Annotated in this window: 12 protein-coding genes and 1 tRNA gene; 7 read left to right on the top strand and 6 right to left on the bottom strand. The window is 61.9% G+C overall.

The genetic code is table 11. The annotated features are described in order from the left end of the window. The first annotated feature begins 7 nt into the window (after positions 1 to 7). Both CAP37_RS16800 and CAP37_RS16795 read left to right on the top strand, forming a co-directional pair. Positions 8 to 2,032, top strand: coding sequence for an autotransporter assembly complex family protein (locus CAP37_RS16800; RefSeq protein ID WP_086125365.1), 2,025 nt, complete (start codon positions 8 to 10; stop codon positions 2,030 to 2,032). A 7-nt stretch (positions 2,033 to 2,039) separates the two neighbouring features. Next, a complete protein-coding gene (locus CAP37_RS16795; RefSeq protein WP_086125364.1) occupies positions 2,040 to 6,164 on the top strand; it encodes a translocation/assembly module TamB domain-containing protein in 4,125 nt (1,374 codons plus the stop codon). 3 nt (positions 6,165 to 6,167) lie between these two features. Here the strand turns inward: CAP37_RS16795 and CAP37_RS16790 are convergent, their stop codons facing one another. Next, positions 6,168 to 6,800, bottom strand: coding sequence for an FMN-dependent NADH-azoreductase (locus CAP37_RS16790; RefSeq protein ID WP_086125363.1), 633 nt, complete (start codon positions 6,798 to 6,800; stop codon positions 6,168 to 6,170). A 126-nt stretch (positions 6,801 to 6,926) separates the two neighbouring features. On the opposite strand from CAP37_RS16790, the gene CAP37_RS16785 reads away from it, so the two are divergent. Then, a complete protein-coding gene (locus tag CAP37_RS16785) occupies positions 6,927 to 7,898 on the top strand; it encodes a LysR family transcriptional regulator (protein WP_086125362.1) in 972 nt (323 codons plus the stop codon). A gap of 128 nt (positions 7,899 to 8,026) precedes the next feature. Here the strand turns inward: CAP37_RS16785 and CAP37_RS16780 are convergent, their stop codons facing one another. Further along, positions 8,027 to 8,500, bottom strand: coding sequence for a hypothetical protein (locus tag CAP37_RS16780; RefSeq protein WP_179190264.1), 474 nt, complete (start codon positions 8,498 to 8,500; stop codon positions 8,027 to 8,029). Positions 8,501 to 8,566: 66 nt separating this feature from the next. On the opposite strand from CAP37_RS16780, the gene CAP37_RS16775 reads away from it, so the two are divergent. The 3 genes from CAP37_RS16775 to CAP37_RS21580 all read left to right on the top strand — a co-directional run bounded on the left by CAP37_RS16775 (position 8,567) and on the right by CAP37_RS21580 (position 11,278). After that, a tRNA-Arg gene (locus tag CAP37_RS16775) sits at positions 8,567 to 8,642 on the top strand. Positions 8,643 to 8,733: 91 nt separating this feature from the next. Then, positions 8,734 to 9,615, top strand: coding sequence for a hypothetical protein (locus CAP37_RS16770; RefSeq protein ID WP_086125360.1), 882 nt, complete (start codon positions 8,734 to 8,736; stop codon positions 9,613 to 9,615). Positions 9,616 to 10,504: 889 nt separating this feature from the next. Continuing rightward, complete coding sequence (locus CAP37_RS21580) at positions 10,505 to 11,278, top strand: hypothetical protein (protein WP_143435966.1); 774 nt, start codon at positions 10,505 to 10,507, stop codon at positions 11,276 to 11,278. Here CAP37_RS21580 and CAP37_RS16765 read toward each other — a convergent pair. The 4 genes from CAP37_RS16765 to CAP37_RS16750 all read right to left on the bottom strand — a co-directional run bounded on the left by CAP37_RS16765 (position 11,275) and on the right by CAP37_RS16750 (position 15,754). Further along, positions 11,275 to 11,706 carry a hypothetical protein gene (locus CAP37_RS16765; protein ID WP_179190263.1) on the bottom strand — a complete coding sequence of 144 codons (432 nt, stop codon included), beginning with the start codon at positions 11,704 to 11,706 and terminating at the stop codon, positions 11,275 to 11,277. The genes CAP37_RS21580 and CAP37_RS16765 overlap by 4 nt on opposite strands. 113 nt (positions 11,707 to 11,819) lie before the next feature. Then, positions 11,820 to 12,955, bottom strand: a protein-coding gene (locus tag CAP37_RS16760; RefSeq protein WP_373271099.1) for an IS3 family transposase whose coding sequence is annotated in 2 segments (ribosomal slippage) — positions 11,820 to 12,700 and positions 12,700 to 12,955 — 1,137 coding nt in all. Because the reading frame shifts where the segments join, the coding sequence is not laid out codon by codon here. A gap of 229 nt (positions 12,956 to 13,184) precedes the next feature. Beyond that, positions 13,185 to 14,567 (bottom strand): hypothetical protein, encoded by a 1,383-nt coding sequence (locus CAP37_RS16755; RefSeq protein ID WP_143435963.1) that lies wholly within the window; start codon positions 14,565 to 14,567, stop codon positions 13,185 to 13,187. A gap of 140 nt (positions 14,568 to 14,707) precedes the next feature. Next, positions 14,708 to 15,754 (bottom strand): site-specific integrase, encoded by a 1,047-nt coding sequence (locus CAP37_RS16750; protein ID WP_179190262.1) that lies wholly within the window; start codon positions 15,752 to 15,754, stop codon positions 14,708 to 14,710. Positions 15,755 to 16,146: 392 nt separating this feature from the next. Between CAP37_RS16750 and aac(3) the strand changes: the two genes are divergently transcribed. Further along, positions 16,147 to 16,959: an aminoglycoside 3-N-acetyltransferase gene (gene aac(3), locus CAP37_RS16740; protein ID WP_086125356.1), complete on the top strand. Its 813-nt coding sequence runs from the start codon at positions 16,147 to 16,149 to the stop codon at positions 16,957 to 16,959. Positions 16,960 to 17,024: the final 65 nt, after the last annotated feature.

The raw sequence follows: 17,024 nt of genomic DNA, 5'->3' as shown, positions 1-17,024 counted from the left end.
CCCCCGAATGAAATTGGCCAATGCGGACCGGGCTGGCCGGGTCTGCTTCTACCTGCTTTGCGGGTTGCTTCTGTCACCGCTGCCGGCGCTTTCGCAAACGCCGGCAGAGCCTGTGGCCGCCCCGGCCGAGGCCACAGGCGATGACGCCGCCGATGACGAGCCTTCCCGCGAAGAGACGCGGCGCACGCGTGCGGCCCGCCCGCCGGCCGGCCCGCGCTTCGAGATCGACGTGCAGGCGCCCGATGCCATCCGCGATTTTCTGCTGCGCCACATGGAGCTGCAGCGGTTTCGCGAGCAACGCAACCTCGACGCCAACGAACTGGGCCGCCTGCTGGTGCAGGCGCCAGCCAACTTGCGCGAGCTGCTGGCCACGCTGGGGTTTTTCACCCCCGTGATCGAAGTGACCGGCCCGCCCGGTTTGGGCGAGACCACCGCCACGCAAAACGGCGCGGCAGCATCCGTGCCGCTGGGCACAGTGACGATCCGGGTCGAGCCGGGCCCGGTGACGCAGATCGGCAGCGTCAACGTGTCCTTCGTGGGCGACATTGCCACCGCACCGGAGGCCGCAGATCAGCGAGCCGACATCCAGCGCGAGGCCGCGCTGAGCCAGGGCCTGCCCTTCTCGCAGGCCGATTGGGACCGCACCAAGTCCGCCGCGTTGCGTCGCCTGATCGCGCAGCGCTACCCGTCTGGCACCATCCAGAACAGCCTGGCCGACATCGACAACACCCAGCGAACCGCCAACCTCTACATCGAACTCCATTCGGGCCAGGCCATGCGCATTGGCGACGTGGTGGTGCAGGGCGCTGAGCGCTACGACGCGGCGACCGCCGAGCGGCTGGTCCGGCTCTCGGGCCTGACCCCGGGCAGCGACTACGACCTGGCGAAGCTGCAGGACGCCCAGCGGCGCATTGCTGAAAGCGGTTACTACGACTCGGTGTTCGTCTACGTGGAGCCCACGCTCGACGGCCAGTCTTTGCCGGTGATGGTGCAACTGCGCGAGAGCAAGAAGCAGAAGGTGGTGATCGGCGTGGGGGGCAGCACCGACAACGGCGCACGCCTGTCGCTCGAACACACGCACAACAGCGTGCCAGGTATCGGCTGGCGCGCCCTGAGCAAGCTGCAGCTCGAGCGCATCGACCAGCTGGCCAGCACCGACTGGAGCTCGCCGCCGGACGGCGACGGCTGGCGCAAGATTGTGGGCGCGCAACTCGCCAAACAGCTCAACGACACCACGGTGACCAGCAGCCAGCGCATGCGGTTGGGCCAGACACAGCTGGGGGTGGAATACGACCGCAGCTATTACCTTCAATACGACCGCGCACGCGTGGTGAACGAGGCGGCGCGCAATGCTGCCACCGAGATCGCCGACTCTTCCATCACGGCCAACTACGCGTGGACGCGCCGGCGCTTCGACGACCTGATTTTTCCCCAGCGGGGTTACGGCCTGGCGGTGGAGCTGGGCGCCGGCTACACGCTGGGCACCACGCGCCTGCCCTTCGGCCGCACCCAGGCCCGCTGGCTCACCTACTGGCCACTCGGCGGTCTGGCGCCCGTGGCCACGCCGGTGCCCGGCCAGGCCCGGGAAGTGAGCACGGCTTCTCGCCGCACGCAGCTGGGCCGCCTGGCGCTGCGGGTGGAAGGGGGTGCCGTGATCGCGCGCGACGCCGCACCCATCCCCGACACGCAGCTCTTCATCACCGGCGGCGACAACTCCGTGCGCGGCTACGGTCTTCGCGACATCGGCGTGCAGCGCCCCGACGGCACCATCGGCCCCGGCCGCTACAAGGCGGTGGTGAGCCTCGAGTGGCAGCGCCCGATCTTCAACAGCGACAACCGCTCCAACTGGGAGAACGTGGTCTTCATCGACGGCGGTGCGGTGGCCAACAAGGCGGGCGATCTTGAGCCCGTGTGGGGCGTGGGCACCGGCATCCGCTTCAACAGCCCGGTCGGCCCACTCCAGCTGGACCTGGCCTACGGCCTGAAGACTAAGCGCTTCCGCATCCACCTGAACGTGGGTTTCAAGTTCTGACCTGAGCATGAGTTCAGCGCCCGACATCATCTCCCCACCACCTTCGCGCGTTGGCCGTGTGGTGCGCTGGGTGTTCGGTTCGCTGGCGGCGCTGCTGGTGCTGTTGCTGCTCGGGTTTGGCCTCTGGGCGGCATCGCCGGGCTCGCTGGCGCAGGCCATTCGCTGGGGCCAGTCGTTCATGGCGAACCAGGGCATTGAAGCCGGAACGATCGAAGTGGCCGAGGTGGAAGGCAGCCTGCTGCGCGGTGGTCGCATCGCCCGCCTCAGCTGGCAGCGCGACGGCCTCAACGTGCAGGCCACCGAAACCCGCATCGGTCTGAGCACCTGGTTCTGGGCCGACGCGCTGCTCGGACGCGGTGTGCGCCTCTCCCAACTCGACATCGCCCGCCTGCAGATCGACGACCAGCGCCCGCCCAGCCCCCTGGAGCCGCTGCAACCCATCACGCTGCCGCTGCCCGTCACCCTGCCCTGGTCCATTGGCGAGCTGGTGATGGAGGGCAAGAACCCGTTCACGCTCACTGGTCTCAAGGGCCAGTACCGGTACCGCCCGGCCGACAGCGTGTGGAGCCTGGGCGTGGCCGACGCACACCAGATCGACCTGGAGAACCTGCAGGTGGCCGGCGGACGCTACCAGGTGCAGGCGGTGCTGGGCGCGCAAGCCCCCATGCCCTTGCGCGTGGACGCGCAGGGCGAAGTACAAACCACCGTGCCCGGCGGCGGCGAGGCCGCGACGCTCAGCGCAGTGGCCCGCATCACCGGCACGCTGGCCACGGTGGACGCCGCGCTCGCCGCCACTGCGAGCCTGCGCAGCGCAGCAGCCGGCGCTGAGGCGACCACGCTGGACGCCAAGGCGCGCCTGCGCCCGTGGCTGCCCCAGCCGATCGAGTCGGCCGACGCCACCATGAACCGGCTCGACCTGGCCGCGCTCTGGCCGCAGGCGCCCGCCACGTTGCTCAGCGGCACCGTGCAGGCGCGGCCCGATGGCGACGCCTGGCGCGCTGAAGTGCGACTGGCCAACGCCGCCAGCGGCCCGGCCGACCAGCAGCGCCTGCCGCTGGAGCGGCTGAATGCCGACCTGGAACAACGCGGCGCGCGCTGGACGCTCACCCGAATCGACGCGCAACTGGGCGGCGGAACCGTGCAGGGCGAAGGCTGGTGGCAGCCCGCCACCGGCGCGCAGGCGTCACCGCTCGGCCAGTGGCAGGGCGAATTCAAAGCCAGCCGCATCAACCCCGCCCAGCTCTGGAGCACGATTGCTCCGGCGGCGCTGGATGGTCAGTTCACGGCGCGCGCCGTGGACGCCAACACCCCGCGCGCGGCCATTGACCTGGTGGCCCGCGTGCGGCCCTCCGGCACGCAACCCAGGGCCAGCGCCCTGGCCGGCCTGCGCCTGCGAGAGCTCGACGTGCAAGGCCTGTGGCGCCCATCCACCGGCAACGCCGCGCAAGGAATGCTCGACTTGCGCGAAGCGCGCCTGAGTGCGGCCGACGCCACACTCGAAGGCCGAGGCACCTTCGACACCGCAGCGCGCAGTTTCGACGGCCAGCTCGCCCTGCAGGTACCTGGCGCACAAGCCGACTGGAAAGGCAAGGCAGCGCATGCGCAGGGCGGTGGCGACCTGGACCTGCAACTCGCCGACGCCAGCCGCGTGCTCGACTGGGTGCGCAGCCTGCAGACGCTGCCCGTGGTGGGCCCGCCGATCCGCAGCGCGCTGGAAGGCCAGCCCGGTCTGGCCGCAGAAGGCAGCGCGCGCCTGCGCGCAGGCTGGCAAGGCGGTCTGGGCTTGCTGGGCTACCCGGCGCCCGCCACCGGCGCCACCCCCGCTGCGGCACCCCGCTTGAGCGTGAACCTGGAATCGCCGCGCCTTCGCCTCACGCGCGATGTGGCCAGCGGTAACCCCGCCGCCCCCACCACCCCGCAACGGATCGACCTCAGCGCACTCAAGCTCCAGGCCAGCGGCACGCCCGATCGGCTGGCGCTGGAGCTGGCCGGCCGCGCCGAGCAAGGGCCCTGGCGCGCCACGCTCGACACCCAGGGCTCGCTGCAACTCGGCACCGCGCGCCAGCCCGACATCGACACCGGGCGCATCGACCTCAACCGCTTCAAGCTGCAGGCCACCGACAGCGCGCGCGCCGACCGCACCGTGGAATGGACGCTGGAGAGCGCGGCCGTGCTGGGCGTGCAATGGCAAGGCGCGCGCAGCGGCAGCCTCCGCCTGCAGGCCGATCCGGGCAGGCTGCGGTTGCAACCTTCGTTCAACCGCCGCTCGGCCACGGCACCCCCCGCACCGGGCAACACCGTGGCCGCCGCCGCAGCCGCCACTACGCCCAGCACCACCAGCCCCATGACCCTTGCCTGGGAGCGGCTCACCTGGAAGGCCGGCGCGCTGGACACGCGCGGCCAGCTCACGGGTTTGCCGCTGTCGTGGGTGGACGCGCTGGCCACTGCCGAAGGTGCGCGCTACGGCCCGCTGAGCCAGGCCGGCCTGGGTGGCGACGTGGTGTTCGACGGTTCGTGGGACCTGTTCCTGCCGGCCGATGCGGGCACGCCGCCGCGCCTGTCGGCGCAGTTGCAGCGCCGCAGCGGCGACCTGTCGGTGCAGACCGATGGCGCCTTCGACGAGAACACCACCTCCACCCAACGCCTGCAGACCGGCATTCGCGAAGCGCGCCTGAACATCGACACGCAGGGTGCCAATGTGCAGGCCCGCCTTCGCTGGGACAGCGAACGGCTGGGCCTGGCCACCGCCGATCTGTCCACCACGCTGAGCCCACCCAGCGGGGACCAGCCGGCCTGGCACTGGCCCGAGCAGGCGCCATTGCGCGGCACCCTTCAGGCCAACCTGCCGCAGGTGGGGGTGTGGTCGGCGCTGGCACCGCCGGGCTGGCGCGTGCGCGGCACGCTCTCGGCCGATCTCACCGTGGCCGGCACCCGCGCTGCGCCACTGCTCAACGGCAAGCTCAACGCCGACGACCTGGCGCTGCGCTCGCTCGTCAACGGCATCTCGTTCTCGCGCGGTCAATTGCGCGCCACGCTGGCCGGTGAGCGCATCACCATCGATCGCTTCTATCTGCAAGGGCGTGGTGGCGTGGAGAACGGCGGCACGCTGCTGGCCAGCGGCACCACCGAGTGGCGCAGCGTCACGGTGAACGGCCAGTCGCGCCGCCAGCCCGTCATCAGCCTGCAGGCCACGGCCACCAAGTTGCGCGTGTCCAGTCGGGCCGACCGCCGGCTCACGATATCCGGACAGCTCCAGGCCGATCTCGACGGCCCCGCCCTGAAACTGCGCGGGCAGCTCACCGCCGATGAAGCCCTGTTTGTGCTGGCCGACGAAACCACCCCCACGCTGGGCAAGGATGTGGTGGTGCGCGGCACCGAAATTCCACTGGAAGATCCGAACGCGTACCGCGTTCAGCCCGACGTGCTGGTGGACCTGGATCTGGGCGACAACTTCGAGGTGCGCGGCCAGGGGCTGCAAACACGCCTCATCGGCCAGATCAACCTGCGCAGCACGCCCGAGCAGCCCACGCCACGGGTGCTCGGCGAAGTGCGCACCGTGCGCGGCACCTACCGCGCCTACGGCCAGGCGCTGAACATCGAGACCGGCGTGCTGCGCTTCACCGGGCCTTACGACAACCCCACGCTGGACATCACCGCCGTGCGCCCCAACACCACGCAACGCGTGGGCGTGATCATCAGCGGCACCGCGCAAGTGCCCCGCGTGCGGCTGTTCTCGGACCCCGAAATGCCCGACAGCGAGAAACTCGCCTGGCTGGTGCTGGGCCGCCCCGCCAGCGGCGCGGGGGCGGAAGCCGCCGTGCTCCAGCAAGCCGCGCTGGCGCTGCTGGCGCGCAGCGGCGGCCGGCTCGATGGTGGCCTGGCCGGCGCGCTGGGTCTGGACGAGTTGTCTTTTGCGGGCAGCTCCACCAATGCCGACGGCTCCACCGCCTCGGCCGCCGTCACGCTGGGCAAGCGGCTGTCCAACCGCCTCTACCTCAGTTTCGAGAGCAGCCTGGCTGGTGCGATGGGCACGGTGTCGATCTTCTACGACCTCTCACGCCGCGTGACGGTGCGCGCGCGGGCGGGTGACGAGAACGCCATCGACCTGATCTTCACCCATCAATACGACTGAAGCTCAGGCCGCTTCAGCCACCACACCCTCGTTCACCTGGGCGTGAATCTCGGCTCCGGCCGCAGCGAGGGCCTTCGCCTTCGGTTCCGGACCCATGGCCACGCCTTCGGCGCGAACGAAGCGCACGTCGGTGATGCCGAAGAAGCCCAGCACGGTCTGCAGGTAGGTTTCCTGATGTTCCATGGCGCGGCCACCTTCGCTGGTGGAGTACACGCCGCCGCGGCTCAAGCCCACGATCACGGTCTTGCCGCCGGCCAGGCCCACGGCGCCCTTGTCGGTGTACTTGAAGGTGCGGCCGGCCTGGGCCAGGCGGTCGATCCAGGCCTTGAGCTGGGTCGGAATGGTGAAGTTGTAGAGCGGCGCGCCGATCACGACCACGTCGGCGGCGAGGAACTGGCTCACCAGCGCTTCAGACAGCGCGTTTTCCCGGCGCTGCGCGTCGGTGGAGGCGGCCTGACCGGTGCGAAACCCGAGCGCTTCGGCGCTCAGGTGGGGCACCACGTCGGCGGCCAGATCCAGGTATTCCACCTGTGTGCCGGGGTGGGTGGCCACCCAGGCGGCCACGGTGCGGGCGGTCAGATCGCGGGAAACCGACTGGTCGCCGGTGATGGAGGAATCGATGTGCAGCAGTTTCATGGAGGGCTCCTGAGGTTGAAAGCCACGTCCGTGGCCATGGATAGATTGTGATTTCGCATCGATTCCTTGATAAGTCGGCAAAATCACGCCACATCGTTCCACCAACAGGACAATCAGGAACCCGCCATGCAAGACCTCAACGACATGCTCTTCTTTGCCGAGGTGGTGGAGCGCGGCGGCTTCGCGGCGGCGGGCCGCGCGCTGGGCGTGCCCAAGTCGAGGCTGTCGCGCCGCGTGGCCGAGCTGGAAGCCCAGCTTGGTGTGCGCCTGCTGCAGCGCACCACACGCAAGCTGTCCCTCACGGCCATTGGCGAAACCTACCTGCGGCATTGCCTGGCGCTGCGTGAATCGGCACAGGCTGCGGCCGATGCCGTGGCCGAGGTGCAGACCGAGCCGCGCGGCACCATCCGCGTGGTGTGCCCGGTGACGCTGGCGCAGACCGTGCTGGGCGATGTGCTGCCCATCTACCTGGCGCGCCACCCGCAGGTGCAGGTGGACATGGAGGTGAACAACCGCGTGGTGGACCTGGTGGAAGAAGGCGTGGACGTAGCGCTGCGCGTGCGCCTGACGCTGGAGGAAAGTGGCAGCCTGGTGATCAAGCGGCTGGACGAGGCGCGTTCGGTGCTGGTGGCGAGCCCCGCCTTGCTGGCGCGCCAGGGCACGCCAGCCACGGTGGAAGAAGCCAGCCGGCTCGACAGCGTGGCGATGTCGGCCATCGACGGCGCGGTCAGCATCCCCCTCTCGCACGCCGACGGCCGTGAAGCGGTGCTGCAATTGCGCCCCCGCCTCATCGCCGACGACCTGCTCACGCTCAAGCTCGCGGTGCTCGGCGGCACCGGCATGTGCTCGTTGCCCGACTACATGTGCGAAGACGAACTGCGCGACGGCCGCCTGGTGCAACTGCTGCCCGAATGGACGCGGCCGGTGGGCGTGGTGCACGCGGTGTTTCCGTCGCGCCGTGGCCTGTCGCCCGCGGTGCGCAGTTTCCTCGACTTTCTGGGCGAATACGTGCCGGTCTGCGGCAACCTGCTGCGCATGCCAGCGGCCTTGCGGCCAGACAGGCCCCCGTACAATGCGGGCTCTTTTTCGCCGCCATAGTTCAATGGATAGAACTACGGTATAAAAAAGTTACGTAAAAACAATGAGTTAGCGACGTTTATTTCCAGCTGTCACTGTTTTGTCACGGCCTTCGCTTTTATTCGCGCAGTTGGAAACTTTGCGCTGCGCTACTTCACTTCGCGGTAGACGCGCAGAGTGGCGTTCATCGTTGAGCACTCTGATGTGAGAGCGTTTATTGCTTGACGCAAGGCCAGCGTAGCCTCGTTCTTGCTCCGAAGGAAGGTGCCACGATCAGATGGGTCCTTCATGTACGTTAAGTACACAGATATCAGGCTGTCGGTTGCGTCCAGCTTCGCGTGACTGTCGAGACAAGGCGGCAGCGGCGTCTTGTAAAGCTCTCGATTCACTGCTTGAAGCTTCTCAACATATGGGGCCATCTGTGAAGCCGGCACTGCATCGGCCAGCTCTGCTGCGTCCTTGAACTGGTTCAGCAAGTCTCCGATCGTGTTCCTTTGCTCAAGCCATTCGTCGATAGTCGCTGATCGCTGTGCAGCCAACTGACGATCCTTCCAGTTGCCGTACACCAAGAACGCGGCCAAGACGGCGAGCACGACTCCTGCAATCCATCCCATCCTCTTCATTCAAGTCCTCCCTTTGTTCACTTGTGAACTTTAACGGCTACTTCTGGCCGGTACACTTCGCCCTGTGCGGCCGTAGCTCAGGGGATAGAGCATCTCCCTCCTAAGGAGAGGGTCGAAGGTTCGAGTCCTTCCGGCCGCACCATCACATCGCTGTTTGATCGAGCTTGCCGCTGTGCTGCTCGGACACGGTGACAGGTATAGGCCAGAAGCAAATCTGACCAAGAAGGTGACCAATGAACGACCTGCAGGCCGCCCTTGCTCCGTTTCAGGCAGTCTGGAGTTTTTTCACAAACCCAGCCAATAAGCAGCTTTTTTTGGACGTGGGCAAAGCCGCAGTTGTCATAGGCGGCTTGTTCGGGGCATATCTCAGAATTCGCGCAGAACGCATGAAGAGTGCGCCTCAACTTGCCACTGACATCACCTCATGGGACGCGTCGTCTAAATTTCCAATCATGCCGATCCGCGAGTTCGATGCTCTCGCGTCGTTTCCATTCATTCCATCAAAACTGAGCAAACGCGTCGCAGCAGAAGATGGTTGCTACACAGTCACCAACATCCGAGTGTGGAATGCTGGCAAGGGCTCCATCACTGGGCCACTACTGAACCACGCCATAAGAATATCGATCTCAGTGCCGACAGGTAGCGGCATTCACTACGACTTCACGTCGATGCTGAGCAATGATCCAGACATCGAGATGCACCTCTCCCGCTCTACATATAACGTCGACACACAACGCCGAAACATCAGTCTCGCATTCGACCTTATGCGACCGGGCAAAGGCATCTTGATATCTGTCAGACACGGAGCGGCGCACGGCGATGACATCGCGATCAAAACTTCACTTCCTGGGTATCCGGATGCGGTCGCGGGCACCTATGTAGTCTTCCGTCACAAAGTGCATGTGTGGATGACTCGAATCAACAATCTCTCAATACTGCCATTCGCCGTTGCCTCATACCTGCTCTTCATCTGGGGCTACCTCGTTGTGGGCGCTATCGCGACTTGCATGACGTTCACGGCCATCTGGACTGCATACGCGGCACGATTCCCGAATTTGGCACCATCTGATCTGGTGTGGGATAACGCTAGCGCTCGTTTAATCCGCCTCAAATGAGTTCGTATTTCGCAGTCGACAGCACCCCACGAGAAGAAGCCCGACACGATAGTCTGACTCTATCTTCGGTCGACCTTCCATAGGTCGAGGTAGCAAAGTTGTGGAGCTGCGATGTTGCAGTGATCCACAAGGAATCAATCATGGCTACCCAACAAATGTCTTTCTTCGCTTCTGTGCAGTCGTTCGCAAAGCCCTTCGTCAATCCACATTGACCAGTTGATGGCTTACAGCTTCGTCACTTACTTGGTCATATGTGGGCTAACACACCCCTGAATCGTGTCGGAATGAAGCTACAGAGCAGTAGCCGCTCATCAAGAAGCTGAGAAGCCTTCATCCTGCGAGCCAACGCGGGGCATAACGCACACACTCGCCAAGAGTGAAGGGCCGTGAAACACGGCTTCTGGGGACGACAAGATCTACATCCCACTTATGCGTTAGAGAAGCAGTTGATGAACTGCATGCAAGAAAGAATGTGTTGGGAGTATGTGAAAGTAAGGTATTGGCTCCCAAGCTACGCAGCAAGTGATTGAAGACAAGCTGCACCATGTAGTGTCCGCGCTCAAGCGGCCCATCCGAGGACGGCTTCCAAGTCATGTTGCGCCAGGAGTAGATATAAGCAAACCACGCTCCGATAAAGTTCTGTTTCAATCTCATCAGACCAGACTGTCGTGAGCAAGGGGTATCGTGAATCAAGCAGATTTTTTTGTTTGTGGCTTCACGATACCCTTTCTATCTCCCTCCTGTCATGCCTTCAATTGATCAGTTTCACATCGATCAAAACTGACTGCATGTCTCTCTTGCACTGAGTCAGGACGAAGTCGTAGCGATATTCCAGCAGGCTGACGCTCCATCAAACAATGAGTTTCAAAGTTCGTTGCGCGTAGCAGTAATGACTGCCGACGCATCTGTCGCGGCCGGTGATGAAGCAAAGATACGCCAAGTCATCGAGGGTTACAACGCACGTGACCTTATAGGTAGAACCTTCACACTTTCGTTCTGGGTGCGTTCATCCAAGACAGGTACGCACTGCGTGGCGTTCAAGAACGCTGGTGCGGATCGAACCTATGTCGCGACCTACACTGTGTCGGCAGCCGACACATGGGAGAAGAAGTCGGTCACTGTCACTGGCGGCTTGATAACTGCAGGAACTTGGAACTGGACCACCGGAGTTGGTCTCAATGTGGACTTCACGCTGGTTTGCGGTTCCACCTTCCAGACAACAGCAGGGGCTTGGCAAACAGGCAACTTCGTAGGCACATCAGGTCAGGTAAATTGCCTCGACAATCCCAGCAACTTGTTTGCCATCACAGGTGTGCAACTTGAAGTTGGTGCAGTTGCTTCGCCTTTTGAGCATCGACTATATGGCCACGAACTCGCGCTGTGCCACCGGTACTTCCAGCGTTTTCAACGCGGTCCGGGACAGTTGATTCACTACTTCCCAGGCGCAGGCGGCGCAGCCTATGTTGATAGATTCGCATACAAGCAACCTATCCGCGACCCATCTACAGCATCAGCGACAGTTGTCGGGACGCCGAACTACGTCAACAGCAGCGTGCTGTTCTTGTTCCCGGACTATGACGCGGTCTACGCCCGTTGCACTGTAACGGCCACAGGCGGCTACTCGGTGGACACCTACGCATTGACGCTTTCTAACGAACTCTAAGTCTTTGCGCCTGAGTCCACCTTTGGCATTTCTTTCTTCTCTCGCTCAGAAAGACCGGGCAACTGCACTGCCTTCAAGATCACGTCACCAGCGTTCAGTACCTTTTCTGCATTCGTTTGAGCAAGCTCCGCCTTTCCCATCTTTAGGTAAGTGCGATACATGCTTGCAAAGTAGTAGGTGTCACTAAACGCTTGACGCGCTTCTGGCTCAAGGTACAAGCAGTTGTCGTTCCACCATTGTTCGCAAGTAGTGATCAGCTCGCTGAAGGCATGAAGCTCATCATCTGTGGTTGTATTCATCCTAAGGTACAACTGCCTCCAGAGTGAGAAGGCCTCTTGATGCGCCTGTAGTCGTCGATCAAGAGCAGCCATTCGAAGCTGATTCGTAGTGCGACGTTCTTCCAAGTCGATGGAGAACTTGTGCTTCACTTCCTCGACCAACGTAGTGAGGTGCCCGATGTCTTCCTTCGTTGCGAGGTTCTTCCCCTTGACCTGCCCCCTTCTGCCATACCAATCGAAAGTAGGAAGCCCGGGGTTGAAGGTTAATCGATGGGGTGGTGGGTTGATGGGAATTGAGCTGCATCGCCAGCGCGCTGGCGATGCAGCTCAGCGAAACGAGCCGGTGGCATTCGCCCCAGGCTGCTGTGTGGCCTGACCTCGTTGTAGTCGGTGCGCCAGACCGCCACCGCCATCCTGGCCTGATGCAAGGTCTGGAACCAGCACTCGTTGAGGTGCTCATCGCGGAACTTGCCATTGAAGCTCTCGATGTAGCCGTTCTGCATCGGGCGCCCCGGCTGGATCAGGATGTGTCGGATGCCATGCGCCTGAGCCCAGGCCATGAATGCTCGGCTGGTGAACTCCGGCCCGTTGTCGGTTCGCACCGCCTTGGGATACCCGCGAAACAGCGCAGCGCGGTCCAGGACACGGGTGACGTACTGGCCCGAGATGCCGAAGTCCACCACGATGTCCACGCTCTCGTGGCTGAAGTCGTCGGCCACCGTGAGGTACTTCAGACGCCGTCCACCCGAGAGGCTGTCGCTCACGAAATCCATGCTCCACACCTCGTTGACCGTGCGTGCCAGCTGCAGCGGCACGCGCTCATTGATGGGCCGCTTGCTCTTCTTGCGCCGGCGCACGGCTAGGTTGGCTTGCCGGTAGAGGCGGTACACGCGCTTGTGATTGACGCCGGGGAATTGGGGGCGCAACAGGTCGTGGATGCGTCGGTAGCCAAAGCGGCGACGCACATGCGCGATCTCCACGATCTTCTCGTGCAGATCCAGCGTGGCTTGGTCGGCCGTCGGTGGATGTCGGTAGCTGTCGCGGGAGAGCCCCACAAGCCGGCACGCTCGGCGTTCGGACAGATGGTGCTCGCTCACCATGCGCCCAACCGCCTCACGCCTGGCCTGTGGGGCTAGCGCTTTACCCCCAGAACGCTCTTGAGCGCGTGCATATCCAGATGCGCCTCGGCCAGCAGCCGCTTGAGCTTGGCGTTCTCGGACTCCAGCTCACGCAGGCGCTGGGCCTCCGAAACCTGCATGCCGCCGAACTTGGCGCGCCACTTGTAAAACGTCGCATCGCTGAAGCCGCCATTGCGGCACAGCTCCTTGATCGGCATGCCGGCCTCGGCCTGCTTGAGGAAGCCGATGATTTGTTCCTCGGTGAATCTGCTCTTCTTCATGTCCGTCATTCTCCTGGTGGTTGACGGACTTCACTAACTTCAGCTTGGTACGGCTGGTGGGGGGCAGGTCACCCTTTTCGTCAAGGTACCCGGTCAGGTACGTGCGACCGAACCACAGCACTGCGACAGCAACAGCAAGACCCGACAGGGAGCCGATCCCGAGTGCTTGGAAGAATGTGACTGCATCCATTTTTGGCACTTCCTATCTGTTTCCGGTATCTTCATTGAGCTACGCTGGGGAAAACGGTATAGCCGGCCAGCTTGCATCCTTCTTAATCTCTTCGATCCAGCTTGTTGCGAGAGCTGCCTCAGCTGGAAAGGACGCTATGTTCTTTGCCTTCAGAAACAATTCAAAGTGGTTGACTGAACTGACCAAGTCGCCCTTTGCCAACTGGTAGAACATGCCAAGACAAAAGTGAACATGCTCCTTTGCAGGCTCCTTCTCAATAATCCAGAATAGGAACTCTTCAATCTGTATGAGTATGTCTGCATCGATCTCACTCTTAGATGCGTACCGGTAGTGTCTCGCTGCGGACTTTAGGTCTCCGCTGTACCCCTTCAAGAACGCCATGTTGTAGTTCCATAGCGGGTCGAACTTGTTCTTCAAGGGTTTCAAGGCGGTGAGCGCACCTCTTACATCCCGGTCGCACACAAAGAGCTTGATCGCCAAAAGGAACCGCACACGTAAAGTGACTGGAACCTTCATCTCGTTGAACTTGTTCAACGACTCTCTGAAAGTTTCAAGAAGCTCGTCCGCGAATGTATTGAGCCATTCGCGATATGCCCAGGAAGCCTTTGCCTCATACAGCTCAGCTATTCGCAATGGTAGCCGCTCGCTAAGAACGCGGTAGATTCCAAACGTCTTGTCCTTTTGCGTAAGCCTCTCTTGTGCGTCACGATATAAGGTTTCCGAAACGTCAAGGTCACCGGACATCGCAGCAGCAACGCCGAGAATGTATTTGGCAACTACCTCCGCCCATTCAGCAGTGAACCTAAAACTCAGTAGGTCGTTGTCCTCCGCGATCATCAACCTACGCGGAAGCAGCTCGGTGAACTCCTTGACAAATCGGCGTCGGATTTCCATCGACGCTTCCCTGTGAGCTACCAAGCCTTCCAGCTCCACAACATGCTGCATCTTTCCTTCTAAGCGGCGCATCTTCACGCGACCGAAGATCATGAAGTGACCGTTGGTTGCCTGGCGAATGCGCATTGCATCTTCTGGTCGATGCACTCGCTTGGTCACATGGTCGGGCATCTCAAGCAGATAAAGAATTTCGCCCGCTGACCCAGACTCGATGTTCGAACGCAACGGAGCAATGAAATCACTCCGAATGCGCCTACTCTCCGCATCGTCTTCACATGCAATTGAAACTACAACTCCGAGTCTCCCTGGCTTATTCTTTGGTAGTCTCCGAGACACATGCCACGCTATCAAGACTGCTGCGAAAGTTGCAAGAATGGTCAGCGCACCTGCAAGTGTCGGGAAGTTGAGTGCATTGATGACCGCCACTGATACAAGCAGTGCGAATACTTCGGCCGTCAACAGACCACGAAGCTCATACCAATGCCTTGCTACGAGATCTAAATAGTCATCTGCATCAGTCGGTGTCATTTTTGTCCCCTTAACTGGACTATACCGATGCAACAATGAGGTCCCGTTCTTTTGGCTTCGCTCTACTCAATCGTGCAGTCGCCAAGGAAAAGCCCGCACGCAGCGGGCTCTACATGGGGTCAAAAAAGCCCTACAGCGCTTTAAACGACCAAGCGCAAGGCCTGGGTAGCTGGATTGGGCTCTGCTTGCAGCGCGGGTTCCTGTTCCCCATCAGTCAAACGAACAGCTTTCCGCATCACATCGTCTTCAATGACATGCACATACTGCATCGTGCTTTGAATGGTCTTGTGACCCAAGAACTTCTGGACCTCCACCAAGTTCATTCCTGCCTGGAGCAAGTGAACGGCCCTTGAGTGCCGCAGTGTGTGCAACACGACCTTGCCTTCGGACTGATTCAGCTTGGCTCTCCCCACTGCCTTCCGAACCCAAGCACCTTCATTGTCACGACCCTCCTTTGAGCCGAAGACAAGATCACCCTTGTCCATAGCGCGACGACGAGCAAAGACTTCCTTCATCGTGGCCGTCATGAAGAGGGTTCCATCCACACTGCCCTTAAGCCGTTTGATGAACACTGTTCCCTTCTTCAGGTCCACTTGATTCCAACGCATCGCTGATATCTCTTTGTAGCGGCACCCGGTCTCATAAAGCAGCTTCACGAGGTCAAAGTTCTCCTGCCTCTGTGCCTTGAGTATTGGGTCGTTGACCAGCTGAGGATCAAGAACAGCAACCAATGCCGCGTACTCATCCTTCGTGAGCCAACGCAAGCGACCACTGTCATGCTTGATGCGCTTCATCTTCTTGCGCACCGTGTAGCCCATGTCGCCCACATGCGCGATCATCGCGTTGAAGTAGGAGACGCTGACCTTCAGCGTGCTCTCCGCATACCCTTCATCACGCTTGTCCTGAAGCACCTTCTGAAGGTCTGCATCAGTGATCCTGTCCAAGTAGTGGTCTGGGGCTTCGCGGAAGTACCGAAGGTGAATCTCACAGCCCTGATGACTTGGAAGGTGTGACCTGCTCTTGATGAACAAGTCGAGAGCGTCATGCAGCTTGATTGGCTTCTTGCCCGCCAACACAACTTCCTGCACCACTTCAGCTCTGCGCTTGGCCAAGATGCGCTCAGCGTCACGGCGGACACTCGTGTGCGTGCTCTCCGCTACCACCTGCCCCTTCACAATGAAACGCATGTGCCAGGTCCCGCCGCGTAGCAACAGCCCGCCGTAGTTCGTCGCACTCTTCCCCATTTTTTTCCTCTGTAGCTGCCGCTGTAGCGCACGGACGGACTGTCACGATTTTGTCACGACGGCTGCTTTAAATGCTACGGAGTTGTTCTACTTTTTACGACCTGTTTTTAGCAGGAAATCGGCGAATTTTGTCACTGCTTTTTGGCGTGTTGGGCAGCACATACAAAAGCGAGTGTCGACCGTTTTTACTTTGTTTTAGAATCTAGCAAACACGGGTCCTACAATGCAAGTAGACACTAACATTTTAGATATAAGACTACAATGGATAGAACGACCGCCTCCTAAGCGCTAGATACAGGTTCGATTCCTGTTGGTGTACCAGCCCCATCCCTTCGATGCACACACCGCTGACACGCGATCAGCTCGTTGAACAACTGCGCGCGCTGGGCCTGCGCAGCGGCGATACCGTGATGGTGCACGCATCGCTCAAGGCCCTCGGCCCGGTTCAAGGCGGTGCCGCCGACGTCGCTCACGCCCTGATGGACAGCGTGAGCCCCGGCGGCTCGCTCATGGCCTATGTGTCTTGGGACCGATCGCCCTACGAAGAGACGCTGAACGGTGCGCAATTGGGCGCTGCGGAACGCGAGGCCTGGCCCGCGTTCGATCCGCAGACTTCAGGCACCTACCGCGGCTTCGGTTTGCTCAATGAGTTTCTTTGCCAGCTGCCCGGTGCCGTGCGCAGCGCACACCCCGACGCCAATATGGCCGCGATCGGTGCGAAGGCGCATGAACTGGTCAGCGAGCACGCGCTGGGTGAGGCCTACGGTCCCGGATCGCCACTCGAACGTTTCGTGCAAGCGGGCGGACAGGTGCTGATGCTCGGTGCGCCGCTGGACTCGGTCACCGTGCTGCATTACGCAGAGGCCATCGCCGACATTCCCGGCAAGCGGCGCGTGAGCTACGAGCAACCGGTGCTGGACGAACACGGCCGCAAGGTGTGGCGGTGCGCCGATGAATGGGATTCCAACGGCATCCTCGACTGCTTCTCCGAAGAGGGCGCGATGGATGCGGTGGAAACCATTGCCAGGGCGTATGCGTCAGAAGGCCGGCACCGCACCGGACGCGTGGGTCGGGCCGATTGCCATTTGTTCGATGCACAGGACATCGTGGCCTTCGGCAAGGGCTGGCTCGAAGCACGTTTCCGCTGAAAGACCCACGGTCGCGGTGAGGTTTGCGATGCGCTGGCCAGCAGCGCCAAAAGACTGTATATCCT

It is taken from the genome of Hydrogenophaga sp. IBVHS1 (assembly GCF_002127265.1).
Taxonomy (GTDB): Bacteria; Pseudomonadota; Gammaproteobacteria; order Burkholderiales; family Burkholderiaceae_C; genus Hydrogenophaga.
Note: the sequence above shows the minus strand (reverse complement) of the source record. Positions and strands in the feature narration are given on the sequence as shown.